The organism is Pseudomonas sp. PGPR40, assembly GCF_022014505.1.
Classification (GTDB): domain Bacteria; phylum Pseudomonadota; class Gammaproteobacteria; order Pseudomonadales; family Pseudomonadaceae; genus Aquipseudomonas.
Window position 1 is genome coordinate 146,833 of record NZ_JAKLSP010000010.1, and the last position, 25,772, is coordinate 172,604.

The window sequence follows — 25,772 nt, forward strand, 5'->3', positions numbered from 1 at the left end:
AACGACACATGACCTGTAGGAGCGAGGCTTGCCCGCGAAGGGGGCGATACCAATTTCCGACCATAGCCGTCGGAATTGGTCAATTTTTGTGCTATATTCCGCGCCCGCGAAATTCAATGAAAGCCAACACCGGTTATCGACATGCAAGCAGCCAAGCCGTTATTTGACTATCCCAAGTACTGGGCCGAATGTTTCGGGCCAGCGCCATTCCTGCCGATGAGCAGGGAGGAGATGGATCAGCTTGGCTGGGATTCCTGCGACATCATCATCGTCACCGGTGATGCCTATGTCGACCATCCGTCGTTCGGCATGGCGATCATCGGCCGACTGCTGGAGGCCCAGGGCTTTCGCGTCGGGATCATTGCGCAGCCGAACTGGCAGTCCAAAGACGACTTCATGAAGCTCGGCGAGCCGAACCTGTTCTTCGGCGTCGCGGCCGGCAACATGGACTCGATGATCAACCGCTATACCGCCGACAAGAAAATCCGTTCCGACGACGCCTACACCCCCGGTGGCCTGGCAGGCAAACGTCCGGATCGTGCGAGCCTGGTTTACAGCCAGCGCTGCAAGGAAGCTTACAAAAACGTGCCGATCGTGCTCGGTGGCATCGAAGCCTCTCTGCGCCGCATCGCTCACTACGATTACTGGCAGGACCGGGTGCGTAACTCGATCCTGATCGACGCCTGCGCCGACATCCTGCTCTACGGCAACGCCGAGCGCGCGATCGTTGAAGTCGCCCAGCGCCTGTCCTATGGTCACAAGATCGAAGACATCACCGACGTGCGCGGCACCGCGTTCATTCGTCGTGATACGCCGAAAGACTGGTACGAAGTCGATTCCACGCGCATCGACCGTCCGGGTAAGGTCGACAAGATCATCAACCCGTATGTGAACACCCAGGACACCCAGGCCTGCGCCATCGAGCAGGAAAAAGGTCCGGTTGAAGACCCGAGCGAAGCAAAGGTCGTGCAAATCTTGGCCAGCCCCAAGATGACTCGCGACAAAACCGTGATTCGCCTGCCATCGGTTGAAAAAGTCCGTGGCGACGCCGTCCTTTACGCCCACGCCAACCGCGTGCTGCACCTGGAAACCAACCCGGGCAACGCCCGTGCGCTGGTGCAAAAGCATGGCGAAGTCGACGTGTGGTTCAACCCACCACCGATTCCAATGACCACCGAAGAAATGGACTACGTGTTCGGCATGCCTTACGCACGGGTTCCGCACCCGGCTTACGGCAAGGAAAAGATCCCGGCCTACGACATGATCCGCTTCTCGGTGAACATCATGCGCGGCTGCTTCGGCGGCTGTACGTTCTGCTCGATCACCGAGCACGAAGGCCGGATCATCCAGAACCGTTCCGAAGAGTCGATCATTCGCGAAATCGAAGAGATCCGCGATAAAGTCCCAGGCTTCACCGGGGTGATCTCCGACCTCGGCGGACCGACCGCGAACATGTACCGCATCGCCTGCAAGACGCCGGAAATCGAATCCGCGTGCCGCAAGCCTTCGTGCGTGTTCCCCGGCATTTGCCCGAACCTGAACACCGATCACTCGTCGCTGATCCAGCTCTATCGCAGCGCCCGGGCCTTGCCGGGTGTGAAGAAGATCCTGATCGCGTCCGGCTTGCGTTACGACCTCGCGGTCGAGTCGCCGGAATACGTCAAAGAGCTGGTGACCCACCACGTCGGTGGTTACCTGAAGATCGCCCCGGAACACACCGAGGAAGGTCCGCTCAACCAGATGATGAAACCGGGCATCGGCAGCTATGACAAGTTCAAGCGCATGTTCGAGAAGTACACCAAGGAAGCCGGGAAAGAGCAGTACCTGATTCCGTACTTCATCGCCGCTCACCCGGGCACCACCGACGAAGACATGATGAACCTGGCGCTGTGGCTCAAGGGCAACGGTTTCCGTGCCGACCAGGTGCAGGCGTTCTACCCGTCGCCGATGGCCACCGCCACCGCGATGTACCACTCGGGCAAGAACCCGCTGCGCAAGGTCACTTACAAGAGTGACGCCGTGACCATCGTCAAGAGCGAAGAACAGCGTCGCCTGCACAAGGCGTTCTTGCGTTATCACGACCCGAAAGGCTGGCCGATGCTGCGTGAAGCGCTGACCCGCATGGGCCGCGCCGACCTGATCGGGCCGGGCAAGAACCAGTTGATCCCGCTGCATCAGCCGGCGACCGACAGCTACCAGAGCGCCCGTCGCAAGAACTCGACACCGGCCGGCAGCCACAAAGTGGCAGGGGAAAAGACCACCAAGATCCTGACCCAGCACACTGGCCTGCCACCGCGTGCCAGCGATGGCGGTAACCCGTGGGACAAGCGTGAACAGGCCAAGGCTGCGGCATTCGCGCGCAACCAGCAGGCGGCCAAGGAGCGCAAGGACGCGGCCAAAGGCAAGGGGCCGAAGCCTGCGCGCAAGCCGGTAGTGCCGCGCTAAGCCCTCGCTCGAGCTGAACAGAACGCCAACCTGATCGTTCCCACGCTCCGCGTGGGAATGCCTCAAGGGACGCTCCGCGTCCAGTGACGCGCAGCATCACGGGCTGCATTCCCACGCAGAGTGTGGGAACGATCAAGCCCCAACCCTCCCTCCGCCACATTTGTGTGCAACTCTCCCAAACCAATTTCCCGCACCGCCCGATTTTGGTGCTGTACTGCCCTGAGCAAATCTGTGAAAGCGCCAACGCAGCTGTATGGCATAAGTCTTGCGCCGCTTTCAATAACGTTCAGGCTCGCAGGAGGCACGCCGTGTCGATTCATGTCGCATTGCATCACGTCACGCATTACCGCTACGACCGCGCTGTCGAGCTCGGTCCGCAGATCGTTCGCCTGCGCCCGGCCGCTCACAGCCGCACGCGGATACTGTCCTATGCGCTGAAGGTCTCGCCTGAGCAGCATTTCATCAACTGGCAACAGGACCCTCAGGGCAATTACCTGGCGCGGTTGGTGTTCCCGGAAAAAACCGATGAGTTGCGGATCGAGGTCGACTTGCTGGCCGAGATGGCAGTTTTCAATCCGTTCGATTTCTTCCTCGAGCCTTACGCCGAAAAGATCCCTTTCACCTACACCGCAGATGAGCGCAAAGAGCTGGCGCCGTACCTGGAAACCTTGCCCCTGACGCCGAAATTCAAGGCCTATCTGGAGGGCATCGACCGCACGCCGCTACCGAGCGTGGATTTCCTGGTCGCGCTCAACCAGCGCCTCAGCGAAGACATCGGCTACCTGATCCGCATGGAGCCTGGCGTACAGACCCCGGAACACACCCTCGAGCATGCGTCGGGTTCCTGCCGCGACTCGGCGTGGTTGCTGGTGCAATTGCTGCGCAACCTCGGCCTGGCGGCGCGATTCGTGTCTGGTTACCTGATCCAGTTAACCGCCGACGTCAAAAGCCTCGACGGCCCCTCAGGCACTGAAGTGGACTTCACTGACCTGCACGCCTGGTGCGAAGTCTATTTACCCGGTGCCGGCTGGATTGGCCTGGACGCGACCTCAGGGCTGTTTGCCGGTGAAGGACACATTCCGTTGGCCTGTAGTCCCGATCCGTCTTCTGCGGCACCGATCAGTGGTTTGGTGGAACCGTGTGAGTGCGAATTTACCCACGAGATGTCTGTGGAGCGGATTTGGGAAGCGCCGCGCGTAACAAAACCCTACACCGAGGACCAATGGCTGGCGATTCAGGCCTTGGGCCGGCAGATCGATGCCGACCTGCTCGAAGGCGATGTGCGCCTGACCATGGGCGGCGAACCGACGTTCGTTTCCATCGATGACCCGGACGGCGCCGAGTGGAACACCGCCGCGCTGGGTCCGGACAAGCGTCGCCTGTCCGCCGAACTGTTCCAGCGCATGCGCAAGCATTACGCGCCCAAAGGCCTGGTGCATTTCGGTCAGGGCAAGTGGTACCCCGGCGAACAACTGCCGCGCTGGTCGCTGAACTGCTATTGGCGCCGCGACGGTGTGCCGATCTGGCACAACGGTGCGCTGATCGCCGATGAGCAGGAAGACTACGGCGCTGATGGCGAATTGGCCGGACGTTTTCTGGCGAGTGTCGCCGAGCGCCTGAAAATTCCGACACGCTTTGTGTTCCCTGCCTACGAAGACAATTTCTATTACCTCTGGCGTGAAGGTGCTTTACCGCAGAACGTCAGCGCCGAAGACTCACGGCTGGAAGAACCTTTGGAGCGGGCGCGCCTGCGCAAAGTCTTCAGCCAGGGGCTGGACAAGGTTATCGGCCAGGTTCTGCCGCTGGCGCGCACCGCCAAAGGCGATCAATGGCAGAGCGGTCGCTGGTATCTGCGGGAAGATCATTGCCGATTGGTGCCGGGGGATTCGCCGCTGGGATATCGCTTGCCGCTCGGCTCGCAGCCTTGGGTGAAAGCAGCGGAATATCCCTTCATTCATCCTGTCGACCCGAATCAGGATTTCCCTGAGCTGCCGAGCACCGACCAGCTACAGAATCACGTTCAACCGAAAACGGCTGATGAGCGTGCGCCAAAGATTGACGAGTCCGCCGACTGGCTGACCCGCACCGCATTCTGCGCCGAAGCGCGAGAAGGCCGGTTGTACCTGTTCATGCCGCCACTGGAGCGGGTCGAGGACTATCTGGAGCTGGTCGCCGCCATCGAAGCCACCGCCGAGGAATTGCATTGCCCGGTGTTGCTGGAAGGCTATGAACCGCCGAGCGATCCGCGCCTGAGCAACTTCCGCATTACTCCGGATCCGGGGGTGATCGAGGTCAACGTCCAGCCGTCCGCCACCTGGGATGAGTTGGTGGAGCGCACCGAGTTTCTTTATGAAGAGGCGCGCCAGACTCGACTCACCACCGAGAAGTTCATGATCGACGGCCGACACACCGGTACCGGCGGCGGCAACCATTTCGTATTGGGTGGCGCAACCCCGGCTGACTCACCGTTTTTGCGCCGTCCCGATCTGCTGCGCAGCCTGATCAGCTACTGGCATAACCATCCGTCCTTGTCCTACCTGTTTTCCGGATTGTTCATCGGCCCGACGTCTCAAGCGCCGAGGGTGGATGAGGCGCGCAACGATTCGCTGTATGAACTGGAAATCGCCTTCGCACAGATGCCGAAGCCGGGCGAGGAATGCCCGCCCTGGTTGGTGGATCGCTTGCTGCGCAATTTGCTGATCGATGTGACCGGCAACACCCACCGCGCCGAGTTTTGCGTCGACAAACTCTATTCGCCGGACGGCGCCACCGGGCGCCTCGGGTTACTGGAACTGCGGGCCTTTGAAATGCCGCCCCATGCGCGCATGAGCCTGGCTCAGCAGCTGTTGCTGCGGGCGCTGGTGGCGCGGTTCTGGCGCGAGCCTTATGCACCGTCGAAACTGGCGCGCTGGGGTACAGAGCTGCACGACCGGTTCCTGTTACCGCACTTTATCGAGCAGGATTTCGCTGATGTGATCGTCGATCTCAATGCCGCCGGTTACCCCGTGCGGGCCGAGTGGTTCGCGGCGCATCTGGAATTCCGTTTTCCCAAGGTCGGTGACTACGCCGTCAGCGGCATCCAACTGGAAGTGCGTCAGGCACTGGAGCCTTGGCATGTACTCGGCGAGGAAGGTGCGGCCGGTGGCACGGTGCGTTACGTGGATTCGTCGCTGGAGCGTTTGCAGGTCAAGCTCAGCGGCCTGTCTCCTCAGCGTTATTTGCTGACGTGCAACGGCATCCCGGTGCCGTTGCAACCCACGGGGCGGGTCGGTGAGTTTGTCGCCGGCGTACGCTTTCGTGCCTGGCAACCGGCCAACTGCCTGCAGCCGACCATCCCGGTCCACGCGCCGCTGGTGTTCGACCTGCTCGACACCTGGATGGGGCGTTCGCTGGGCGGTTGTCAGTACCACGTCGCCCATCCGGGGGGGCGCAATTACGACAGCCTGCCGGTGAACGCCAATGAGGCCGAGAGTCGGCGGATGGCGCGTTTCTTCCGTATCGGACATACGCCTGGGAAACTTCCTATACCGAATCTGGAAATTAACGACGAGCTGCCGATGACTCTCGATTTGCGACGTTTCTAAACCGTACGCGACGCTCGGATTTTTCGTATATCCGGGCGTCATGTGCCTGCGTTAGTCTGACCGTTCTTTGCTGTCTGCCGAGCTTTCCATGCCTGACCTGCTTGACCGTTACCCGCTGACCGCGGGCACTTATCACGAACTGCTCGACGACAGCGGCGCCGTGCGCCCGCACTGGCGGCGGTTGTTCGATCAATTGCAACGCAGCACGCCAACGCAACTGGCGCAGCGTCAGGCGCTGCTGACCCGGCAGATCCAGGAAAACGGTGTGACCTACAATGTCTACGCCGATCCCAAGGGTGCCGATCGGCCGTGGGAGCTGGACCTGCTGCCCCATGTGATTGCCGCTGATGAGTGGAAGCAGTTATCGGCCGGGATCGCTCAGCGGGCGCGCTTGCTCAATGCTGTGCTGGCGGACTTGTACGGCCCTCAGCGTTTGATCGCCGAAGGTCTGCTGCCCGCTGAGCTGGTGTTCGGTCACAACAACTTCCTTTGGCCCTGTCAGGGCATTGCGCCGCCCGACGGGGCCTTTCTGCATCTATATGCCGTGGATCTGGCGCGTACGCCTGACGGTCGCTGGTGGGTGACGGCGGATCGGACTCAAGCGCCATCCGGTGCCGGTTACGCGCTTGAAAACCGTACCATCGTGTCCCGAGCCTTCCCTGAGTTGTACCGCGATTTGAAGGTGCAGCACCTGGCCGGATTCTTCCGCACCCTTCAGGAAACGCTCGCCCGTCAAGCGCCGAGCGATGACGAAGCGCCATTGGTGGTGCTGCTGACGCCGGGGCGTTTCAACGAAAGCTATTTCGAACACCTGTACCTGGCTCGCCAGCTCGGATATCCATTGGTGGAGGGCGGTGACCTGACCGTCCGGGATGCCACGGTCTACCTGAAAACCTTGAGCGGCCTGCGTCGGGTTCACGCGATCATGCGTCGGCTCGACGATGATTTCTGCGATCCGCTGGAGCTGCGCACCGACTCGGCCCTCGGCGTGCCGGGGTTGCTCGAAGCCGTGCGCCAAGGCCGGGTGCTGGTGGCCAACGCACTGGGCAGCGGCGTACTGGAATCGCCGGGGTTGCTGGGCTTTCTGCCGAAGATCAATCAGTTTCTGTTCGGTGAAGAGCTGATCCTGCCGTCCATTGCGACCTGGTGGTGCGGTGAAGCACCGGTACTGGCCCAGGCCCTGGAAAAACTGCCGGAGCTGTTGATCAAGCCGGCGTTTCCGTCGCAGAGCTTCGCCCCGGTGTTTGGTCGTGATTTGAGTGAAAAACAGCGCCAGGCCCTGGCCGAGCGCATGCAGGCGCGGCCTTACGCCTATGTTGCGCAAGAGTTGGCGCAGCTGTCCCAGGCGCCGGTCTGGCAGGCCGAAGGTGGTCAGTTGCAACCGCGGGCCATTGGCATGCGCGTGTATGCGGTGGCCAGTCGGGACGGTTATCGAGTACTGCCCGGCGGGCTAACCCGGGTTGCCGCCGAGGCCGACGCTGAAGTGGTATCAATGCAGCGCGGCGGCGCAAGCAAAGACACTTGGGTGTTGGGCGATCGCCCGCCCAGCGGTGAACAATGGAAAGCCCAGCGCAGCATTGGCGTTCACGATCTGGTACGACGCGATCCGTATCTGCCATCGCGGGTGGTCGAGAATCTGTTCTGGTTCGGCCGTTACTGCGAACGCTGCGATGACAGCGCGCGGCTGCTGCGGATTATGTTGGCGCGCTATGTCGACGGCGATGACCCGCAGGCCCTCGAGGCCGCGGTCGATCTCGGCGAGCGTCTGAATCTGTTGCCGGAGGAGGGCGAATTGCCAGAGCGATTATTGGCGACACTGCTCGGCGATGATTGGCCGTTCAGCCTGCGCTCCAACCTGCAACGCCTGCAGTGGGCGGCTTCGCAAGTACGCGGCAAGCTTTCGCGGGAAAACTGGCAGGCACTGGTGGAATTGCAGCGCGAAGCCCTGGCGCTGGAAACCGACGAGCCGGATTTCGGCGAGTTGCTGGATTTCCTCAACCGATTGGTAATGTCGCTGGCGGCGCTGTCCGGTTTTGCCCTCGACGACATGACCCGGGACGAAGGCTGGCGTTTCCTGATGATCGGTCGACGGATCGAGCGGCTGCAATTTCTCAGCGGCAGCCTGGCGGCCTTTTTGCGCGGTGCGGGGGCTTTCGATCAGGCTGGGCTGGAGTGGCTACTGGAACTGGGCAACAGCAGCATTACTTACCGATCGCGGTACTTGGCGGTGGCGCAATTGATCCCGGTGCTGGACCTGTTGTTGCTCGACGAGCAGAACCCACATGCGGTGCTGTTCCAGTTGAAACTGGTGACCCGCACCTTGAAACGCTTGAACGACGACTTTGGTGCGCCGCGCGAAACAGGTCTGCCGCAGTTGGTGGAGCGGCTGGCGCGCTTCGATCTGGGTTGCCTGGAAAACTCATTGTTTGGCGAGGCCAGTGTTCGCGCCGCCATCGAAGGGCTGGCCGATCTGTTGCAGGAGATCGCCGATGCCAGCGGACAAGTATCGGATCGCCTGGCGCTGCGCCATTTCGCCCATGTCGATGATGTCAGCCAACGTACGGTGTCCGTCTGATGAATGCTCATTACCAGATTTTCCACGACACCCATTATCACTATGACAGCCCGGTATCCCTTGCCCAGCAACTGGCGCATCTGTGGCCACGGGCCTGTACCTGGCAGCGCTGCACCGAGCAGCAGTTGCAGATCAGTCCCGAACCGACTTCACGCCGGGATGAGCTGGATGTGTTCGGTAACCCACTGACCCGGCTGGCGTTCGAGCGACCGCATGATGAATTGCTGGTCAATGCCCGGCTCACCGTCGAAGTGCTGGCCCGGCCATCGTTGGACTTCAATCAATCGCCGGCCTGGGAAGAGACCTGCAACGCGTTGACCTACAGCAGTCAGCCGCTGTCACCCGAGATACTCGAAGCGTGTCGTTACCGGTTCGAATCGCCCTATGTGCATTTGAAGCGCAATTTCATCGAGTTCTCCGAAAGTTGCTTTCCTCCTGGCCGGCCGTTGCTGCTGGGGGTTCAGGCGTTAATGGAGAAGATTTTCAGCGAATTCACCTTTGACGCCGAAGCGACCCAAGTGGCAACGCCGCTGGTGGAAGTGCTGGAGAGGCGGCGTGGGGTTTGTCAGGACTTTGCGCATTTGATGCTCGCTTGTGTGCGCTCCCGGGGATTAGCGGCGCGTTATATCAGCGGCTACTTGCTGACCCAGCCCCCGCCGGGCCAGCCACGGCTGGTCGGCGCCGATGCGTCTCATGCCTGGGTGTCGGTGTTTTGTCCGGTGTTGGGCTGGGTGGATTTCGACCCGACCAACAATGTGCAACCGGCGCTGGAGCACATCACCCTGGCCTGGGGCCGGGATTTTTCCGATGTGTCGCCGTTGCGTGGGGTGATTCTGGGCGGTGGTAGCCACGATCCGGAGGTTCGGGTCACCGTAATGCCGTTGGAGTAGCCGCTCCCACAGGGGATGTATTGCTTTTACTGATGAGGGTTTTCCATGTTCCCGGTTTCAATCAAAGGTGTACTACGATCTCCCGAAGGCTTGATCGTCCTGATGCTCAACGAGCGCGACGAATGGGAGTTGCCCGGCGGGCGAATCGAATTGGGCGAGACAGCACCGCAGTGCCTGGCGCGCGAGATCGTCGAAGAACTGAACATTGAAGTCGCAGTGGGAGAGCCATTGGATTCATACCTGTTCGAGGTGATCCCCGGCAAACACGTGTTCATTTCCACCTACCGCTGTCAGTTGCTGGGCGGTTTTGTGCCGACGATCAGTCATGAACACAAGGAAATCGGCTTGTTCGATCCGGCGCAATTGCCGGCCAACTTGCCCAAGGGGTATCGCGATTCGATTGGTAAAGCGCTGGGACTGTGAGGGTCAGCAACATCGTTGCTGACCCTGGACACAGATCCGGTGGGCCTGATCAGATCATCGGGCCCTGAGGGTCTCAGGCGTCGGGCGCCTGATCTTTCGGTGCTTCAGTTTCGTCTGTAGTCACTTCGCCTTCGGTATCCGGGTTCAGTGCTGCTGCATCTTCTTCAGCTGTAGCTTTCTTGCGCTGAAGCTTTTCCTCTTTCTTCTGCTCCTTGGCCAAGTCTCTCTGACGTTTGGCGAAGGAATAATTAGGTTTGGCCATGGGCGATCCTCTGGGGTCGAAGGTGAGGTTGAGCGGCGCATATTCTGCCCTGTATCGGTGTCGAGCCGTTAGCTGGGTTTTTGCTCGGTCCATTTTGGCGGTACCGAGGGTTGCCAGGCGTCCAGTGCGTCGAGCAGGTTTTGCGGCGATTCGCTCATTTGCAGCATGTCACGGTGCGCTTCGCGAACGAAGCCTTCGCCGACGATATGATCGAGAAAAGACGTCAACTTGCTGTAGAAACCGTTCACTTCCAGCAAACCCAGCGGTTTTGTGTGATAGCCGAGCTGACCCCAAGTCCAGACTTCGAACAACTCTTCCAGCGTGCCGAGGCCGCCGGGCAGAGCGATGAAGGCATCGCTGAGCTCGGCCATTCGCGCCTTGCGCGCATGCATGCCGTCGACCACTTCCAGGCGGGTCAGGCCGCTGTGGCCGATTTCCTTGTCTTTGAGGCTCTGCGGGATGATGCCGATCACTTCACCGCCGGCTGCCAGTGCGGCGTCGGCCACAATCCCCATCAGCCCGACGGTGCCGCCGCCATAGACCAGCGTCAGCTTACGCTCGGCCAATGCTCGCCCCAAGGCGACAGCCGCTTCACGATAAGCCAGGTTAGTGCCAGTGCTGGCACCGCAAAATACACAAACGGACGCTAAAGACATGCCTTACTCCATGGTCATCAGGGCCACAGAGTAAAGGCAGGCTTGCCTCGTTCCAAGGGTTAAACCTCGTGTTCAGGTGTTTCACAGGTGCCACTGGCGCCACAGGCATAAGCGGCGAGCAAACTGCTCAATAAACTGTTGAAAGACATGACAGACGCTCCGGATGAGAGATGACGGTCCTGATGATAGGGCCGTGCCAGACGTCTGGCTGGTAGATTGTTTCGATGAGTGTCATAGCCCGAAAGTTGTATACAATTTTTGATTCAGGTCATAGGAACTTGCGAAGATTTCAGGCAGTCTTCTGTCCATTAGCGCTTTTGTTAACCCTGCCTTGGAGATTCACCATGTTTGCCAAACTTGTTGCGGTATCCCTGCTGACACTGGCTAGCAGCCAATTGATGGCTGCCGAATGCAAGGTCACTGTCGACTCCACTGACCAGATGTCCTTTGATACCAAGGACATCACCATCGACAAAAGCTGCAAGACGTTCACCGTGGAACTGAAACATTCTGGCAGTCTGCCGAAAAACGTCATGGGTCATAACTGGGTGCTGAGCAAAGAAGCCGACATGCAGCCGATCGCCACCGACGGCCTGGCGGCAGGTATCGACAAGAACTACCTGAAAGAAGGTGATGCCCGCGTCATCGCTCACACCAAAGTCATCGGCGCGAAGGAAACCGATTCGGTGACTTTCGATGTGGCGAAGCTCAATGCTGCGGAAAAATACGGTTTCTTCTGCTCCTTCCCGGGCCACATCTCGATGATGAAAGGTACGGTTACTTTGAAGTAATCGAATCAAGTACATAAAAAAGCGTCCGCTCGGGACGCTTTTTTTGTGCCTGACGGTTGACCGTGTCATCGTTCTTCGCGGGCAAGTCGGATCGCCGCACCGCTCACTCCTACAGGATTTGCGTCGTGCCCATTACCGGCGTCCGACACAAAATCTGTAGGAGCGTGGCTTGCCCGCGAAGGCGTCAGTACAGGCACCCACGGCCTCAAGGCGCAAACGGCATCACACGCTTGTGATGGGTCTTTTTATACGTGTCGCAGATGATCTTGAACGCTTCCTCACGCACCGGCTCGCCGTGCAAGAAGGCGTCGATCTCGGCATAGGTCACGCCGTGGGACGCTTCGTCCGGTTTGCCCGGCGACAGGTCTTCGAGGTCGGCGGTCGGGATTTTTTCCACTAGCGACTCCGGCGCGCCGAAGCTGCGGGCGATCGCCCGGACCTGATTCTTCACCAGGCCGCTCAGCGGTGCGAGGTCGCAGGCGCCGTCACCGAATTTGGTGAAGAAGCCCATCACCGCTTCTGCCGCGTGATCGGTGCCGATCACCAGGCCATGAGCCGCGCCAGCGATGGTGTATTGGGCAACCATGCGCATCCGCGCCTTGGTGTTACCCAGCACGAAATCCCTCTGCACCGCCTCTTTACCTTCGAAGGCCGCCACTTCGCTGGCCAGGGATTTTACCGCCGGGCCGATGTTCACGGTGTGGCGCTCATCGGGGGCAATGAAGTCCACCGAGGCCTGGGCGTCGTGTTCGTCGAACTGGACGCCATAGGGTAGACGCACAGCGATGAACTTGTAGCGGCTGTCCCCGGTGCGTTCGCGCAGTTCACGCATGGCGCGCTGGGCCAGCAGGCCGGCGGTCAGGGAGTCGACGCCGCCGCTGATGCCCAGCACCAGCGTCTTGAGCCCGGCATTGACCAGGCAGTCCTGAATGAAGGTAATCCGCCGGGCAACTTCAGCCTCGAGGGCGAGTTGATCCGCGAACGGCGGTTGGACCTTGAGCTGTTCAGCAATCTCACGCTGTACGGCTTGCATGAATTCACTCCTTGCTAGATGGGCTGGAAATGGCGGCAGGTACTTGGAAAACATGTCGCAAATAGGCGACGAAATTTGGGTCTTTGCAGTGAGTCTTGCCAGGCTCATCAGAAATCTTGGCCACCGGCTGGCCGTTGCAGGCCGTCATTTTAAGCACGATGCTCATCGGTTCGACACCCGGAATATCGCACGTCAGGTTGGTGCCGATGCCAAAGCTGACATTGATCCGACCGCGCAATGCCCGAAAAATCTCCAGGGACTTGGGTAACGTCAGGCTGTCGGAAAACACCAGGGTCTTGCTCATCGGGTCGATGCCAAGTTTGTGGTAGTGGGCGATGGCTTTTTCCGCCCACTGCACCGGGTCACCGGAATCATGGCGCAAGCCGTCGAAGAGCTTGGCAAAGAACAGGTCGAAATCGTTGAGGAAGGCATCGGAGGTGATGCAGTCGGTCAGGGCGATCCCCAGCAAACCCCGGTATTCGCGGACCCAGCAGTCGAGGGCGGCACTCTGGCTGTCGATCAGCCGCGGACCGAGTTGCTGGTGGGCCATGATCCATTCATGAGCCATGGTGCCTAGTGGCTTCATGTCCAGTTCCCGCGACAGGTGCACGTTGCTGGTACCGACGAAGCGTCCTGGGAAGTCATGCTTGAGCACGTTCACCACTTCTTCCTGTACACGGTACGAGAAGCGACGGCGGGTGCCGAAATCGGCTACTTGCAACTCGGACAATTCGTCCGCGCTGGCATGGGCGGTCAGCCAGTCGAACTTGCGATACAGCTGCTCGCGCGCCTGCTCCAGAATGATTTCCCGGTAGCGATAGCGGTTGCGTACTTCGCTGACCAGGGCCAGCAGCGGCACTTCGAACAGAATCACGTGCAGCCACGGCCCGCGCAGACGGATGAACAGCTCGCCGTTTTCAATGCCGGTGTGGATGTAGCGCAGATTGAAGCGGAACAGCCCGAGAAAGCGCAGGAAATCCGGTTTCAGAAAGCTGATGCGCTCCAGGAAACTCAACTGATCGGCACTCAGGCTCAACTCGGCCAGACGCTCGATCTGGAACCGGATCTCCGCCAGGTACGGGCGCAGATCCTCACTGTTACGGCAACGAAACTCCCATTCGACTTCCACATTCGGATAGTTGTGCAGCACCGCCTGCATCATCGTCAGTTTGTAGAAGTCGGTGTCGAGCAGGTTCTGCACGATGCGATCGGCAAACACACTCTCGCTCATAAGGGGGTCTCCAGGCTGGCCGCGACCCGTGGCAGCGACGTTGCAGCTGTTTCAATGAATGGGGCTAGTGGCGCATATCAACGGTGAGCTTGCCAGCAATTTTTTGGATCGCAACAGATCCCTGTGGGAGCGGGCTTGCTCGCGAAAGCGTAATGCCAGTCAACATCGATGTTGAATGTGCCGGCCCCTTCGCGAGCAAGCCCGCTCCCACAGGTATTGGGTACACCCCTAAATTTGCGGTATGTCCGGACTATCAATCTGCTCCAACATCCACTTCACAAAATCCCGCACCTTGGGGACTTCCGCCGAATGCTCCGGATACGCCAGGTAATAGGCGTCGGTGCTGGGCATCGCATGCTTCCAGGGAATGACCAGTTTGCCGTCGGCCAATTCCTCCTCCACCAGAAACTTCGGCAGCAGCGCTACGCCGCAGCCGACCTGGGCGGCGCGGATGCACATGTAGAAAGTTTCGAAACGCGGGCCGTGGTAGCTGTGTTCGGTGTGGTAGCCCTGGCTGTCGAACCAGTCGTGCCAGGCCTGGGGCCGGGAAGCGTTTTGCAGCAGGACCAGGTCGGTGAGTTGCGTCGGGTCGGTGAACGGCGCGTCCGGCAGGCTGCCCGGCGCGCAGACCGGCACCAGCTCCTCGCCAAACAGCTTCAGGCTTTCGGTGCCGGGCCGTGAGCCCTGGCCAAAGTAGAACGCCAAGTCGCTGCGACCTTGCAGCAGATCGTCGGCTTCCTGCTCGCTGCACAGGTCCAAGTGGATTGATGGATGACGCAGGCGCCAGCCTTTCAGGCGTGGCACCAACCAGCGTGCACCGAAGGTCGGCGGCGTCGAGACTCGCAAGACTTCGGTGTCTCCGCCGTAGGAGCGCAGGTAATGGGTCGACATTTCGACTTGGGTGAGGATTTTTCGCACCTCCACCAGGTACAAATCACCTGCCGGGGTCATTTGCAGGCGTCGGCGCACCCGGCGGAACAGCAGGTGTTGCAGCAATTCTTCGAGTTGCGCGACCTGTTTGCTCACGGCGCTCTGCGTCAGGTTCAGCTCTTCGGCGGCACGGGTAAAGCTCAAATGCCGGGTCACGGCTTCGAAGCACTGCAATGCGGTGATCGACGGCAAGTAGCGTTTATTCAGCATGGGTGGTCCTTCTTCTTGTTTCTCTATGCTCTTTTTTACCGGCAGATTCGCAGCATGAATAAACGGAATGATATCTCGCTTAATCGTCGTTTGTTGGAGAACCTCGGGAGCGCTAAAACTACAGGTCTGATCAGCCGAATCAATCCGGCTGCACGTTTCTGTTTTTTGCTTGAGGAGTGACCCATGGTTGCCGCATTGCTTGATCGTCTTGGTGTGAACCCGACCCTGTACCAGAACGGCAAAGTGCCGGTGCATTCGCCGATCGATGGCAGCCGTATCGCTGCCGTGAACTGGGAAGGCGCCGCTGAAGTCGAGCAGCACATCAGTCGCGCAGATCATGCGTTCGAACTATGGCGCAAGGTGCCGGCGCCGCGTCGTGGCGAATTGGTGCGCCAATTGGGCGACATTTTGCGCGAGTACAAGGCTGATCTCGGTGAGCTGGTTTCATGGGAAGCCGGCAAGATCACTCAGGAAGGTTTGGGTGAAGTTCAGGAAATGATCGACATCTGCGACTTCGCCGTCGGTCTGTCCCGTCAGCTGTACGGTTTGACGATTGCCTCCGAGCGTCCTGGCCATCACATGCGCGAAACCTGGCACCCGCTGGGTATCGTTGGCGTGATCAGTGCGTTCAACTTCCCGGTCGCCGTTTGGGCCTGGAACGCCACACTGGCGCTGGTTTGCGGTAACCCGGTGATCTGGAAACCGTCCGAGAAAACTCCGCTGACCGCGTTGGCCTGTCAGGCGTTGTTCGACCGCGTCCTGAAGAATTTCAGCGATGCCCCGCCGCACCTGAGCCAGGTGATCATCGGTGGTCGCGATGCTGGCGAAGCCCTGGTCGATGACCCGCGTGTCGCGCTGGTCAGCGCCACCGGCAGCACCCGCATGGGCCGTGAAGTGGCGCCGAAAATCGCTGCACGCTTCGCTCGCAGCATTCTCGAACTGGGCGGCAACAACGCGATGATCCTCGGCCCAAGCGCCGATCTGGACATGGCCGTACGGGCAATTCTGTTCAGCGCCGTCGGCACCGCCGGTCAGCGTTGCACCACTTTGCGTCGCCTGATCGCCCATGAGTCGGTGAAGGAAGAAATCGTCACTCGCCTGAAAGCCGCGTACTCCAAGGTACGCATCGGCCATCCGCTGGAAGGCAATCTGGTCGGGCCACTGATCGACAAGCACAGCTTCGACAACATGCAGGACGCACTGGAGCAGGCCTTGAGCGAAGGCGGCCGAGTGTTCGGTGGCAAACGTCAGCTGGAAGACAAATTCCCTAACGCTTACTACGTCTCGCCAGCCATCGTCGAAATGCCGGAGCAGAGCGATGTGGTGCGCGACGAAACCTTTGCGCCGATTCTGTACGTGATCGGTTACAACGATTTCGAAGAGGCGCTGCGCCTGAACAACGCCGTGCCACAAGGCTTGTCGTCGTGCATCTTCACCACCGACGTGCGTGAGGCCGAGCGGTTCATGTCGGCGGTGGGCAGCGATTGCGGCATCGCCAACGTCAATATCGGCCCGAGCGGCGCGGAAATCGGTGGCGCGTTTGGCGGCGAGAAAGAGACGGGCGGTGGACGTGAATCCGGTTCGGATGCATGGCGTGGGTACATGCGCCGTCAGACCAATACCGTGAACTATTCGCTGGAGTTGCCGTTGGCTCAGGGCATTACGTTCGACTGACGGCCCCTTCGCTGGCAAGCCAGCTCCTACAGGATTTGTGTTGCGGCACATGACCCGTGTAGGAGCTGGCTTGCCAGCGAAGCTTTTTTGTTTGTTAGGTTTCGGATTGGAGTCTGGCAATGCCGTTACGCGAAGAGTGTCTGTGGGAAAAATTGACGCCGCAAAGGCCCGACAATACGGCGCTCAAGGGCGAGGTGACGGTGGATGTCTGCGTCATCGGTGCCGGTTTCACCGGTCTGTCGGCGGCGGTGCATCTGCTGGAACAAGGTAAAAGCGTCTGTGTGCTGGAAGCGCATCGCGCCGGGCATGGTGGTTCGGGGCGTAACGTCGGGCTGGTCAACGCCGGGATGTGGATTCCACCGGATGAAATCGAAGCCGGGTTTGGCGAGGCGGTCGGCAGTCAGCTCAATCACATGCTGGGTGCGGCGCCGTCGCTGGTGTTCAGCCTGGTCGACAAATACAACATCGATTGCCAATTACGCCGCGAAGGCACGCTGCACATGGCGCACAACGCACGTGGCGAGGCGGATCTGCGCAGTCGTGAGAAACAATGGAAGCGACGTGGGGCACCGGTCGAGTTGTTGACCGGCCAAGCCTGCGAACAAGCCACGGGCACCAAAAAGATCGCCGCCGCGTTGCTCGATCGGCGTGCTGGAACGATCAACCCGATGGCCTATACCACGGGGCTGGCCAATGCGGCCATCGGCCTCGGCGGTCAGCTGTTCGATCATTCCCCGGTGACCCGACTCGAGCGTCAGGGCCAGCGCTGGTCGGTGCAGACCGCCCAGGGTTCGGTGCTGGCCGAGCAGGTGGTCATCGCCTCCAATGCTTATACCGAAGGCGACTGGACGGAGCTGCGTCGCAACTTTTTCCCCGGTTATTACTATCAAGTGGCTTCGGTGCCGCTGAGCGAAGACGCCGCGCAGCAGATTCTGCCCGGTGGCCAGGGTTCCTGGGACACCCGGCAGGTGCTCAGCAGCATTCGTCGCGATGCCGAAGGGCGCTTGTTGCTCGGCAGTCTGGGTAATGGCAACCAGAAACCGACCTGGTTCCTGAAAGCCTGGGCCGACCGGGTTCAGCAGCATTACTTTCCGTACCTGAAGCCGGTGGAGTGGGAGTGCACCTGGACCGGTTGCATTGCCTTCACCCCCGATCATTTGATGCGCCTGTTCGAGCCGGCGCCGGGTCTGGTGGCCGTCACCGGTTACAACGGCCGCGGCGTAACCACCGGTACAGTGGTCGGCAAGGCCTTTGCCGATTATTTGTGTAATGGCAATCCTCAAGCCCTGCCGATTCCCTTCGCGCCGATGCAGCCATTGGCGGGTGTGGGGTTGCGAAGCTGTCTGTATGAGGCTGGATTCTCGCTGTATCACGCGGGCCAGTGCCTGCGGATCGTGATCTGATTGTTGAAATATGTTGCGGGAAGCGGCGCTTTTCAGCGAAGCGGCTAGCCTGTAATGGTGCGGGTTGTAGCAGTCCTCGCACCAGCAGTGTGCAGTTCGGTGACGCGGGCTGTTACAGGCTGGTTGCACATCGTTTGGCGCAGCGGTTGCAATGATGGCGCGTGCGGGTTGCGCCTTAAAAAATAAATGGTTTCACCTCCCGCGGTTTAGACGGTTGCACGCCCAATGAAAATGGGCCCGAAACAGTCGAAATAACAACAAGGCAGCGACTTTTTTCAGAATAAAAAACCGATGGCACGGCCCTTGCTCTGAGCTTTTCGGTGAAGAGTTTTTTCAGTGAAGTCGCAGTGCCAACTAAAAAAAACCTAGGAGCACCACCTCATGTCCCAGACGTTTTACAAGAAAGGCTTTCTGGCCCTCGCAGTGGCAGCTGCGTTGGGTGTATCTGCGTTTGCACAGGCTGATGTGAAAATCGGTGTGGCGGGTCCGATGACCGGCGCCAACGCCGCATTTGGCGAACAGTACATGAAGGGTGCGCAGGCAGCCGCTGATGCGGTCAACGCCGCTGGCGGTGTAAACGGGGAAAAAATCGTACTGGTCAAAGGCGATGACGCCTGCGAACCGAAGCAGGCTGTGACGGTCGCCAAGGACCTGACCAACCAGAAAGTCGCTGGCGTAGTCGGTCACTTCTGCTCCTCGTCGACCATACCGGCCTCCGAGATCTACGACGAAGCAGGCATCATTGCGATCACTCCAGGTTCCACCAACCCGGCTGTTACCGAGCGCGGCCTGAGTGCTATGTTCCGTATGTGCGGGCGTGACGACCAGCAAGGCATCGTGGCCGGCGACTACATCGTCGACGTGCTCAAGGGCAAGAAAGTGGTGGTCCTGCACGACAAGGACACCTACGGCCAAGGCCTGGCGGATGCCACCAAGGCCCAGCTGGAAAAACGCGGCGTGAAACCGGTGTTGTATGAAGGCCTGACCCGTGGCGAAAAAGACTTCAGTACCATCGTCACCAAAATCCGCGGCGCGGGTGCCGACGTCGTTTACTTCGGTGGTCTACACCCGGAGGCCGGTCCTCTGGTTCGTCAGTTGCGTGAGCAAGGTCTCAAAGACGTCAAATTCATGTCCGACGATGGCATCGTAACCGACGAGCTGGTCACCACCGCTGGTGGTCCGCAATTCGTCGACGGTGTGCTGATGACCTTTGGTGCCGACCCCCGCATGCTGCCTGACAGCAAGACCGTAGTGGACGAGTTCCGCAAGAAAGGCACCGAGCCTGAAGGCTATACCCTGTACGCCTATGCTTCGGTCCAGGCCCTGGCGGCAGGCTTTAATGGCGCCAAATCCAACAATGGCGAAAAAGCGGCCGAGTGGCTGAAGAAAAATCCGGTCAAAACCGTGATGGGCGAGAAGACCTGGGACGCCAAGGGCGACCTGAAAGTCTCCGACTACGTGGTTTACCAGTGGGACAAGGATGGCAAATACCACCAGCTGGAAAAACAGAAGTAAGGGCTGACGCGATCGCCTGATCTCCAGATCCCTTGTAGGAGCGGGCTTGCCCGCGAAGGCGGACATGCAGACGACAACGTTGTCGAATGTTCAACCGCATTCGCTGGCAAGCCAGCTCCTACGGGGGGCCATGATGGCCTGTGTGATCGCGCCTGACATTGCTCCGACGTAAATCTGTATTTTCCCTAGAAGAAAACCGCACACCCACAGGCGTGCAGGTTCTCATTGCGTGAGATTGCGTTATGGATGGTATTTTCCTGCAGCAACTGGTCAACGGCCTGACCCTCGGGTCGGTCTATGGCCTGATCGCCATCGGCTACACAATGGTCTATGGCATCATCGGCATGATCAACTTCGCCCACGGCGAGGTTTACATGATTTCCGCTTATCTCGCGGCAATCAGTCTGGCTCTGCTGGCATACTTCGGTATTGAATCCTTCCCCCTGCTGATGCTTGGCACACTGGTCTTCACCATCATCATTACGGCGGTGTACGGCTGGGTCATCGAGCGCGTCGCCTACAAACCGCTGCGTAACTCCACCCGATTGGCACCGCTGATCAGCGCCATCGGTATTTCGCTGATCCTGCAAAACTATGCACAGATTTCCCAAGGCGCCCGTCAACAGGGCGTACCGACATTGCTGACCGGTGCATGGCGCGTTGAAGTCGGGACCGGCTTCGTCCAGCTTACCTACACCAAGATCTTCATTCTGATCGCAGCGTTTGTCGGGATGGCCCTGCTGACTTACGTCATCAAGTACACCAAGCTCGGCCGTATGTGCCGCGCCACCCAGCAAGACCGCAAGATGGCTTCGATCCTGGGGATCAACACCGATCGGGTCATTTCCTACGTCTTCATCATCGGTGCCGCAATGGCGGCCCTGGCCGGTGTGCTGATCACCATGAACTACGGCACATTCGATTTCTATGCGGGCTTCATCATTGGCATCAAGGCGTTCACCGCTGCGGTGCTCGGTGGGATTGGCTCGCTGCCCGGTGCGATGCTCGGCGGGATCATTCTCGGGATCTCCGAGTCGCTGTTCTCCGGATTGGTCAACTCGGACTACAAAGACGTCTTCAGCTTCTCGCTGCTCGTTCTCGTTCTGGTCTTTCGGCCCCAAGGCCTGCTCGGCCGTCCTCTTGTGTCGAAGGTGTAAGCGATGTCTTCAACCACTAAAAAAACCATTGATCTCAAAAGAAGCCTGGTTGACGCGATTCTTGCCGGCCTGGTGGCCCTGATTGTGTTCGGCCCGATTGTCGGCGTAGTCCTCGACGGCTACGGCTTCAACCTGGAAGCGACCCGGGTGGCATGGATTGTCGCCATCGTCATGGCCGGCCGCTTTGCCTTGAGCCTGTTCCTGCAAACCCCCAAGGGCCTGAGCATTCTGGAGGGCTTTGAAAGTACCGGCTCGGGGGTTCATGTACTGCCGCCCGATTACAAATCCCGCTTGCGCTGGATCATCCCGCTGATGATCGTCATCGCCGTGGTGTTCCCGTTTTTCTCCAACTCCTACCTGTTGGGCGTGGTCATCCTGGGGCTGATCTATGTGCTGCTGGGCCTGGGGCTGAACATCGTGGTCGGCCTGGCCGGCCTGCTCGACCTGGGTTACGTGGCGTTCTATGCCATCGGTGCCTACGGGCTGGCGCTCGGTTATCAATACCTGGGGCTGGGTTTCTGGACGGTGCTGCCGTTGGCGGCAATCACGGCCGGGTTGGCCGGTTGCATCCTGGGTTTCCCGGTGCTGCGTCTGCACGGTGACTACCTGGCGATCGTGACCCTGGGTTTTGGTGAAATCATCCGGTTGATCCTCAATAACTGGCTATCCCTGACCGGCGGCCCGAACGGTATGGCGGCTCCATTGCCGACCTTCTTCGGCCTCGAGTTCGGCAAAAGGGCGAAGGAGGGCGGTGTCCCGTTCCATGAGTTCTTCGGCATCGCCTATAACCCGGACGTGAAGTACTACTTCATCTATGCGGTGTTGTTCCTGGTGGTTCTGGCCGTCCTGTACATCAAGCACCGCTTGACCCGCATGCCGGTCGGTCGCGCGTGGGAAGCCTTGCGCGAAGACGAAATCGCCTGTCGTTCCATGGGCCTGAATCACGTACTGGTCAAGCTGTCGGCATTCACCATTGGCGCATCGACGGCGGGTCTGGCCGGTGTGTTCTTCGCCACCTATCAGGGTTTCGTCAACCCGACCTCGTTCACCTTCTTCGAATCGGCACTGATCCTCGCCATCGTGGTACTCGGCGGCATGGGCTCGACCATCGGCGTGGTGATTGCGGCGTTCGTGCTGACCGTCGCCCCGGAACTGCTGCGCGGCTTCGCTGAATATCGCGTGCTGCTGTTCGGCATCCTGATGGTGTTGATGATGATTTGGCGACCGCGCGGCCTGATCCGGATCAGCCGTACCGGTGTGACCCCACGTAAAGGAGTGGCGCCATGAGCGAAGAAATCGTTCTCTCGGTCGAAAATCTGATGATGCACTTCGGCGGCATCAAGGCCCTGAATAACGTCAGCCTGCAAGTCAAACGCAACTCGATCTTCGCGTTGATCGGCCCCAATGGCGCGGGCAAGACCACGGTGTTCAACTGCCTGACCGGGTTTTATAAAGCGTCCGGCGGGCACATCGAACTCAATGCCCGTGGGGTGAAAACCGACGTCATTAAAATGCTTGGAGAACCGTTCAAGGCCATCGATTTCGTTTCGCCGAGAAGTTTCCTCGGCCGGCTCCACTACAAGATGTTCGGTGGCACGCACCTGATCAACCGTGCCGGCCTGGCAAGGACTTTCCAGAATATCCGCCTGTTCAGGGAAATGTCGGTATTGGAAAACCTGCTGGTGGCCCAACACATGTGGGTCAACCGCAATCTGCTGTCGGGCATCCTCAACACCAAGGGTTACCGCAAGGCCGAAAGCGATGCGCTGGACCACGCGTTTTATTGGCTGGAAGTGGTGGATCTGGTGGACTGCGCCAACCGCCTGGCCGGTGAGTTGTCCTACGGTCAGCAACGCCGTCTGGAAATCGCCCGGGCCATGTGTACCCGGCCGCAGATCATCTGCCTCGACGAACCGGCCGCCGGCCTCAACCCTCAGGAAACCGAAGCGCTGAGCGCGATGATCCGGCTGCTGCGTGACGAGCATGATCTGACCGTGGTGCTGATTGAACACGACATGGGCATGGTAATGAGTATTTCCGATCACATCGTGGTGCTGGACCACGGCGTTGTCATCGCTGAGGGCGGGCCTGAAGCGATTCGACACGATCCGAAAGTGATTGCCGCCTACCTGGGCGCCGAAGAAGAGGAAGTGGTATGAGTGCACCCATCCTCGAACTCAAGAATCTGGACGTATTCTATGGGCCGATTCAGGCCCTGAAGAAAGTCTCGTTGCACATCAATGAAGGTGAAACCGTCAGCCTGATCGGCTCCAACGGTGCCGGCAAATCGACCCTGCTGATGTCGATCTTCGGCCAGCCGCGAGCGGCTGACGGGCAAATCATCTATCAGGGTGTGGATATCACTCACAAGTCGTCCCACTACATTGCGTCCAACGGTATTGCTCAATCGCCGGAAGGCCGGCGGGTGTTCCCTGACATGACCGTCGAGGAAAACCTGTTGATGGGTACGATTCCAATCGGTGACAAGTACGCCAAGGAAGACATGCAGCGCATGTTCGAGTTGTTTCCACGGCTCGAAGAGCGGCGTACCCAACGCGCCATGACCATGTCGGGTGGCGAGCAACAAATGCTCGCCATCGCCCGGGCGCTCATGAGCCGGCCAAAGCTCTTACTGCTCGATGAGCCGAGCCTGGGGCTGGCACCGATTGTGGTGAAACAGATCTTCGCGACCCTACGGGAGCTGGCCAGCACCGGCATGACCATCTTCCTGGTGGAACAGAATGCCAACCACGCCCTCAAGCTGTCTGACCGGGCGTACGTGATGGTCAACGGCGAGATCCGCCTCAGCGGCACCGGCAAAGAGCTACTGGTGAACGATGAGGTGCGTAACGCCTACCTCGGCGGCCACTGAGTTCTGCCTTGCAACAAAAAGCCCCGACGAGCAATCGCCGGGGCTTTTTTGCATCTCTAAAACACCACCAACCCTGTAGGAGCGGGCTTGCCCGCGATGACGGCGGCACATCCAATATCCCCGGGATTGACCCACCGCAATCGCGGGCAAGCCCGCTCCTACAGGGACCGCCGGCAAATTGTGGAAAACAATATTCATGACCTCTCGAAGCGCGACATAAAGCCGCTGCAAACTGCTGTTTTGTCACGGTTTTGACTTGTCCCCGTTTGCTGTGGAGCTGGCTGTGAATAACGTGGGAGTAGCTGGCTGCAAGCCTTTGAATCCGTGGCTTGCAGAGGTGTGGTTGTTTTTTGATCAGGCGTTTTTCCTGGACCTCAAGCCGGCGTTGTCAACCTTTTTGTTCGGGGTGAACCCTGTATAGATGGAGGTGGACAAGCCTGTGGATAAGTCTGTGATTAAACTCTGGAAAGAGTCGGCTGAGGGCCGTAGTTACTGGCTTGGCGCCATCGTCGGTTTAACCGCCCGGTCGTGCAAATTGCCCGGGGCTACACAGCAGATACCCAAGGGTCAAGCAAAAAACTTTCCAATCTGCCCGCAAAGCCTTGTGGATAGCGGCTTGCAGCTTTTGCACTTGCCCCCGGAAACTGTGGACCGGCCTGTGGATAAGGTGCGTGTACATGGCTGCAAGGCACAGTGCATATGGCGTTGCTGGTGTTGATCGTTTTTTGTACGTTTTTGCGATGGTTGCCGCTGTGGACAAGGCCGGGCATGCTGGCAACTGATTTTCTATTCCAAGGGCTGTCATCAGCCGAAGCAAGGAGAACACGATGTCCAACACCCTGTTTATTACCGGCGCAACTTCCGGTTTCGGTGAAGCCTGTGCCCGTCGTTTTGCCGAAGCCGGCTGGAAACTGGTTCTGACAGGTCGTCGTGAAGAACGCCTCAATGCCCTGTGCGCCGAATTGTCGAAGCAGACCGAGGTCCATGGGCTGGTACTCGACGTACGGGATCGCAAGGCCATGGAGGAGGCGATTGCCAGCTTGCCGCCATCCTTCGCCAAGCTGCGCGGGCTGATCAACAACGCCGGCCTGGCCTTGGGCGTGGACCCGGCCCCCAAGTGCGATCTTGATGATTGGGACACCATGGTCGATACCAACATCAAAGGCCTGATGTACAGCACTCGCTTGTTGTTACCGCGTTTGATCGCCCACGGTCGTGGCGCCAGCATCGTCAACCTCGGCTCCATCGCCGGCAACTACCCGTACCCGGGCAGCCACGTGTATGGCGCGAGCAAGGCGTTCGTCAAACAGTTCTCTCTGAACCTGCGTTGCGACCTGCAAGGTACGGGCGTGCGGGTCAGCAACATCGAGCCGGGCCTGTGCGAGAGCGAGTTCTCGCTGGTGCGTTTCGCCGGTGACCAGGAGCGTTACAACGCCACCTACGCAGGCGCCGAGCCGATCCAGCCACAAGACATCGCCGAGACCATTTTCTGGGTACTCAACGCGCCGGCCCACATCAACATCAACAGCCTTGAATTGATGCCGGTGAGCCAGACCTGGAGCGGGTTTGCCATTGAGCGTAAGAGTGACAAGGCGTAAGAACGAGTAATGGCCATTCGCGGGCAAGCCTGTTGTGGTCCAGTTTTTTTGGACCGCTCTGTAGGAGTATTAGGCCGCCCGCTCTTCAAAAAGGGCTGGCGGCAGGTTATTCGAGGCTGTGTGGCAACGGCGATGGTTGTAATGCCAGACAAAGTCCATCACATCCTTCTCCGCCTCGAAATGATTTTGGTAACCGTTTTCGGGCATCCAATCATGTTTCAGCGTTCTGAAATAACGCTCTACTACCGCATTGTCCCAGCAGTTACCGCGACGGCTCATACTCTGGACGATCCGGCTTTCTGCCAGGCATGCAACAAATCGGTCGGCGGTGTACTGACAGCCCTGATCTGAGTGAAATAACAGCTCAGGCATCGGGCGACGTAGCGCTACTGCCAGCCGAAGCGCTTTGATAGATAGCTCGGTGTCGGCAGTTCTTGAGCAAGCCCATCCCACGATTCTGCGCGAAAACAGGTCCATCACCACCGCCAGATACAACCAGCTATCCCTTACTTTGATGTAGGTG

Annotated in this window: 20 protein-coding genes; 14 read left to right on the forward strand and 6 right to left on the reverse strand. The window is 59.3% G+C overall.

What is annotated here, in order from left to right; genetic code table 11:
- Positions 1–141 precede the first annotated feature (141 nt).
- The 5 genes from MEB48_RS11260 to MEB48_RS11280 all read left to right on the forward strand — a co-directional run bounded on the left by MEB48_RS11260 (position 142) and on the right by MEB48_RS11280 (position 9,917).
- Complete coding sequence (locus MEB48_RS11260) at positions 142–2,445, forward strand: YgiQ family radical SAM protein (RefSeq protein WP_038978718.1); 2,304 nt, start codon at positions 142–144, stop codon at positions 2,443–2,445.
- 308 nt (positions 2,446–2,753) lie between these two features.
- Positions 2,754–6,029 carry a transglutaminase family protein gene (locus MEB48_RS11265; RefSeq protein ID WP_237884318.1) on the forward strand — a complete coding sequence of 1,092 codons (3,276 nt, stop codon included), beginning with the start codon at positions 2,754–2,756 and terminating at the stop codon, positions 6,027–6,029.
- An 88-nt stretch (positions 6,030–6,117) separates the two neighbouring features.
- Positions 6,118–8,604, forward strand: coding sequence for a circularly permuted type 2 ATP-grasp protein (locus MEB48_RS11270; protein ID WP_237884319.1), 2,487 nt, complete (start codon positions 6,118–6,120; stop codon positions 8,602–8,604).
- Positions 8,604–9,494, forward strand: coding sequence for a transglutaminase family protein (locus MEB48_RS11275; RefSeq protein ID WP_237884320.1), 891 nt, complete (start codon positions 8,604–8,606; stop codon positions 9,492–9,494). Before MEB48_RS11270 ends, MEB48_RS11275 begins: the two co-directional genes overlap by 1 nt.
- A gap of 45 nt (positions 9,495–9,539) precedes the next feature.
- Positions 9,540–9,917 (forward strand): NUDIX hydrolase, encoded by a 378-nt coding sequence (locus MEB48_RS11280; protein WP_237884321.1) that lies wholly within the window; start codon positions 9,540–9,542, stop codon positions 9,915–9,917.
- A 73-nt stretch (positions 9,918–9,990) separates the two neighbouring features.
- Here the strand turns inward: MEB48_RS11280 and MEB48_RS11285 are convergent, their stop codons facing one another.
- The gene (locus MEB48_RS11285; RefSeq protein ID WP_237884322.1) at positions 9,991–10,179 is read right to left on the reverse strand and encodes a hypothetical protein; all 189 of its coding nucleotides are present in this window, start codon (positions 10,177–10,179) and stop codon (positions 9,991–9,993) included.
- Between the two features lie 68 nt (positions 10,180–10,247).
- Positions 10,248–10,835 (reverse strand): TIGR00730 family Rossman fold protein, encoded by a 588-nt coding sequence (locus MEB48_RS11290; RefSeq protein WP_237884323.1) that lies wholly within the window; start codon positions 10,833–10,835, stop codon positions 10,248–10,250.
- Positions 10,836–11,179: 344 nt separating this feature from the next.
- Here MEB48_RS11290 and azu point away from each other — a divergent pair, with 344 nt between their 5' ends.
- Positions 11,180–11,626 carry an azurin gene (azu, locus tag MEB48_RS11295; protein WP_237884324.1) on the forward strand — a complete coding sequence of 149 codons (447 nt, stop codon included), beginning with the start codon at positions 11,180–11,182 and terminating at the stop codon, positions 11,624–11,626.
- Between the two features lie 205 nt (positions 11,627–11,831).
- Here azu and nadE read toward each other — a convergent pair whose 3' ends face one another.
- The 3 genes from nadE to MEB48_RS11310 form a co-directional block, all read right to left on the reverse strand.
- Positions 11,832–12,659 (reverse strand): ammonia-dependent NAD(+) synthetase, encoded by an 828-nt coding sequence (gene nadE / locus MEB48_RS11300; RefSeq protein ID WP_237884325.1) that lies wholly within the window; start codon positions 12,657–12,659, stop codon positions 11,832–11,834.
- 4 nt (positions 12,660–12,663) lie between these two features.
- Entirely contained in the window at positions 12,664–13,890 is a 1,227-nt protein-coding gene (gene pncB / locus MEB48_RS11305) for a nicotinate phosphoribosyltransferase (RefSeq protein WP_237884326.1), read from the reverse strand.
- Positions 13,891–14,118: 228 nt separating this feature from the next.
- On the reverse strand, positions 14,119–15,030 hold the full coding sequence (locus tag MEB48_RS11310) for a LysR family transcriptional regulator (protein ID WP_237884327.1): 912 nt from the start codon (positions 15,028–15,030) through the stop codon (positions 14,119–14,121).
- Positions 15,031–15,213: 183 nt separating this feature from the next.
- Here MEB48_RS11310 and amaB point away from each other — a divergent pair, with 183 nt between their 5' ends.
- The 8 genes from amaB to MEB48_RS11350 all read left to right on the forward strand — a co-directional run bounded on the left by amaB (position 15,214) and on the right by MEB48_RS11350 (position 25,249).
- Positions 15,214–16,704, forward strand: a complete 1,491-nt coding sequence (gene amaB, locus MEB48_RS11315) for an L-piperidine-6-carboxylate dehydrogenase (protein WP_237884328.1) — start codon at positions 15,214–15,216, stop codon at positions 16,702–16,704.
- A 119-nt stretch (positions 16,705–16,823) separates the two neighbouring features.
- Positions 16,824–18,107 (forward strand): L-pipecolate oxidase, encoded by a 1,284-nt coding sequence (amaA, locus tag MEB48_RS11320; RefSeq protein ID WP_237884329.1) that lies wholly within the window; start codon positions 16,824–16,826, stop codon positions 18,105–18,107.
- A gap of 381 nt (positions 18,108–18,488) precedes the next feature.
- A complete protein-coding gene (locus tag MEB48_RS11325; RefSeq protein ID WP_237884330.1) occupies positions 18,489–19,622 on the forward strand; it encodes a branched-chain amino acid ABC transporter substrate-binding protein in 1,134 nt (377 codons plus the stop codon).
- Between the two features lie 242 nt (positions 19,623–19,864).
- Positions 19,865–20,779 carry an ABC transporter permease subunit gene (locus MEB48_RS11330; RefSeq protein ID WP_095052902.1) on the forward strand — a complete coding sequence of 305 codons (915 nt, stop codon included), beginning with the start codon at positions 19,865–19,867 and terminating at the stop codon, positions 20,777–20,779.
- Positions 20,780–20,782: 3 nt separating this feature from the next.
- Positions 20,783–22,066 (forward strand): high-affinity branched-chain amino acid ABC transporter permease LivM, encoded by a 1,284-nt coding sequence (gene livM, locus MEB48_RS11335; protein ID WP_095052903.1) that lies wholly within the window; start codon positions 20,783–20,785, stop codon positions 22,064–22,066.
- The gene (locus tag MEB48_RS11340) at positions 22,063–22,938 is read left to right on the forward strand and encodes an ABC transporter ATP-binding protein (RefSeq protein WP_237884331.1); all 876 of its coding nucleotides are present in this window, start codon (positions 22,063–22,065) and stop codon (positions 22,936–22,938) included. Before livM ends, MEB48_RS11340 begins: the two co-directional genes overlap by 4 nt.
- On the forward strand, positions 22,935–23,651 hold the full coding sequence (locus MEB48_RS11345) for an ABC transporter ATP-binding protein (protein ID WP_052965916.1): 717 nt from the start codon (positions 22,935–22,937) through the stop codon (positions 23,649–23,651). The genes MEB48_RS11340 and MEB48_RS11345 overlap by 4 nt, the downstream gene beginning before the upstream one ends.
- Before the next feature lie 827 nt (positions 23,652–24,478).
- The gene (locus tag MEB48_RS11350; protein ID WP_237884332.1) at positions 24,479–25,249 is read left to right on the forward strand and encodes an SDR family oxidoreductase; all 771 of its coding nucleotides are present in this window, start codon (positions 24,479–24,481) and stop codon (positions 25,247–25,249) included.
- A gap of 69 nt (positions 25,250–25,318) precedes the next feature.
- On the opposite strand, the gene MEB48_RS11355 is transcribed toward MEB48_RS11350, so the two are convergent.
- The coding region (locus tag MEB48_RS11355) for an IS3 family transposase (RefSeq protein ID WP_237884333.1) at positions 25,319–25,772 on the reverse strand (454 nt) is incomplete at its 5' end.

Excerpts from the sequence above, each read along its gene's own strand:
- MEB48_RS11260 (WP_038978718.1), top strand. The coding sequence starts at position 142 with ATGCAAGCAGCCAAGCCGTTATTTGACTATCCCAAGTACTGGGCCGAA.
- MEB48_RS11270 (WP_237884319.1), top strand. The coding sequence starts at position 6,118 with ATGCCTGACCTGCTTGACCGTTACCCGCTGACCGCGGGCACTTATCAC.
- MEB48_RS11275 (WP_237884320.1), top strand. The coding sequence starts at position 8,604 with ATGAATGCTCATTACCAGATTTTCCACGACACCCATTATCACTATGAC.
- MEB48_RS11280 (WP_237884321.1), top strand. The coding sequence starts at position 9,540 with ATGTTCCCGGTTTCAATCAAAGGTGTACTACGATCTCCCGAAGGCTTG.
- MEB48_RS11285 (WP_237884322.1), bottom strand. The coding sequence starts at position 10,179 with ATGGCCAAACCTAATTATTCCTTCGCCAAACGTCAGAGAGACTTGGCC.
- MEB48_RS11290 (WP_237884323.1), bottom strand. The coding sequence starts at position 10,835 with ATGTCTTTAGCGTCCGTTTGTGTATTTTGCGGTGCCAGCACTGGCACT.
- azu (WP_237884324.1), top strand. The coding sequence starts at position 11,180 with ATGTTTGCCAAACTTGTTGCGGTATCCCTGCTGACACTGGCTAGCAGC.
- nadE (WP_237884325.1), bottom strand. The coding sequence starts at position 12,659 with ATGCAAGCCGTACAGCGTGAGATTGCTGAACAGCTCAAGGTCCAACCG.
- pncB (WP_237884326.1), bottom strand. The coding sequence starts at position 13,890 with ATGAGCGAGAGTGTGTTTGCCGATCGCATCGTGCAGAACCTGCTCGAC.
- MEB48_RS11310 (WP_237884327.1), bottom strand. The coding sequence starts at position 15,030 with ATGCTGAATAAACGCTACTTGCCGTCGATCACCGCATTGCAGTGCTTC.
- amaB (WP_237884328.1), top strand. The coding sequence starts at position 15,214 with ATGGTTGCCGCATTGCTTGATCGTCTTGGTGTGAACCCGACCCTGTAC.
- amaA (WP_237884329.1), top strand. The coding sequence starts at position 16,824 with ATGCCGTTACGCGAAGAGTGTCTGTGGGAAAAATTGACGCCGCAAAGG.
- MEB48_RS11325 (WP_237884330.1), top strand. The coding sequence starts at position 18,489 with ATGTCCCAGACGTTTTACAAGAAAGGCTTTCTGGCCCTCGCAGTGGCA.
- MEB48_RS11330 (WP_095052902.1), top strand. The coding sequence starts at position 19,865 with ATGGATGGTATTTTCCTGCAGCAACTGGTCAACGGCCTGACCCTCGGG.
- livM (WP_095052903.1), top strand. The coding sequence starts at position 20,783 with ATGTCTTCAACCACTAAAAAAACCATTGATCTCAAAAGAAGCCTGGTT.
- MEB48_RS11340 (WP_237884331.1), top strand. The coding sequence starts at position 22,063 with ATGAGCGAAGAAATCGTTCTCTCGGTCGAAAATCTGATGATGCACTTC.
- MEB48_RS11345 (WP_052965916.1), top strand. The coding sequence starts at position 22,935 with ATGAGTGCACCCATCCTCGAACTCAAGAATCTGGACGTATTCTATGGG.
- MEB48_RS11350 (WP_237884332.1), top strand. The coding sequence starts at position 24,479 with ATGTCCAACACCCTGTTTATTACCGGCGCAACTTCCGGTTTCGGTGAA.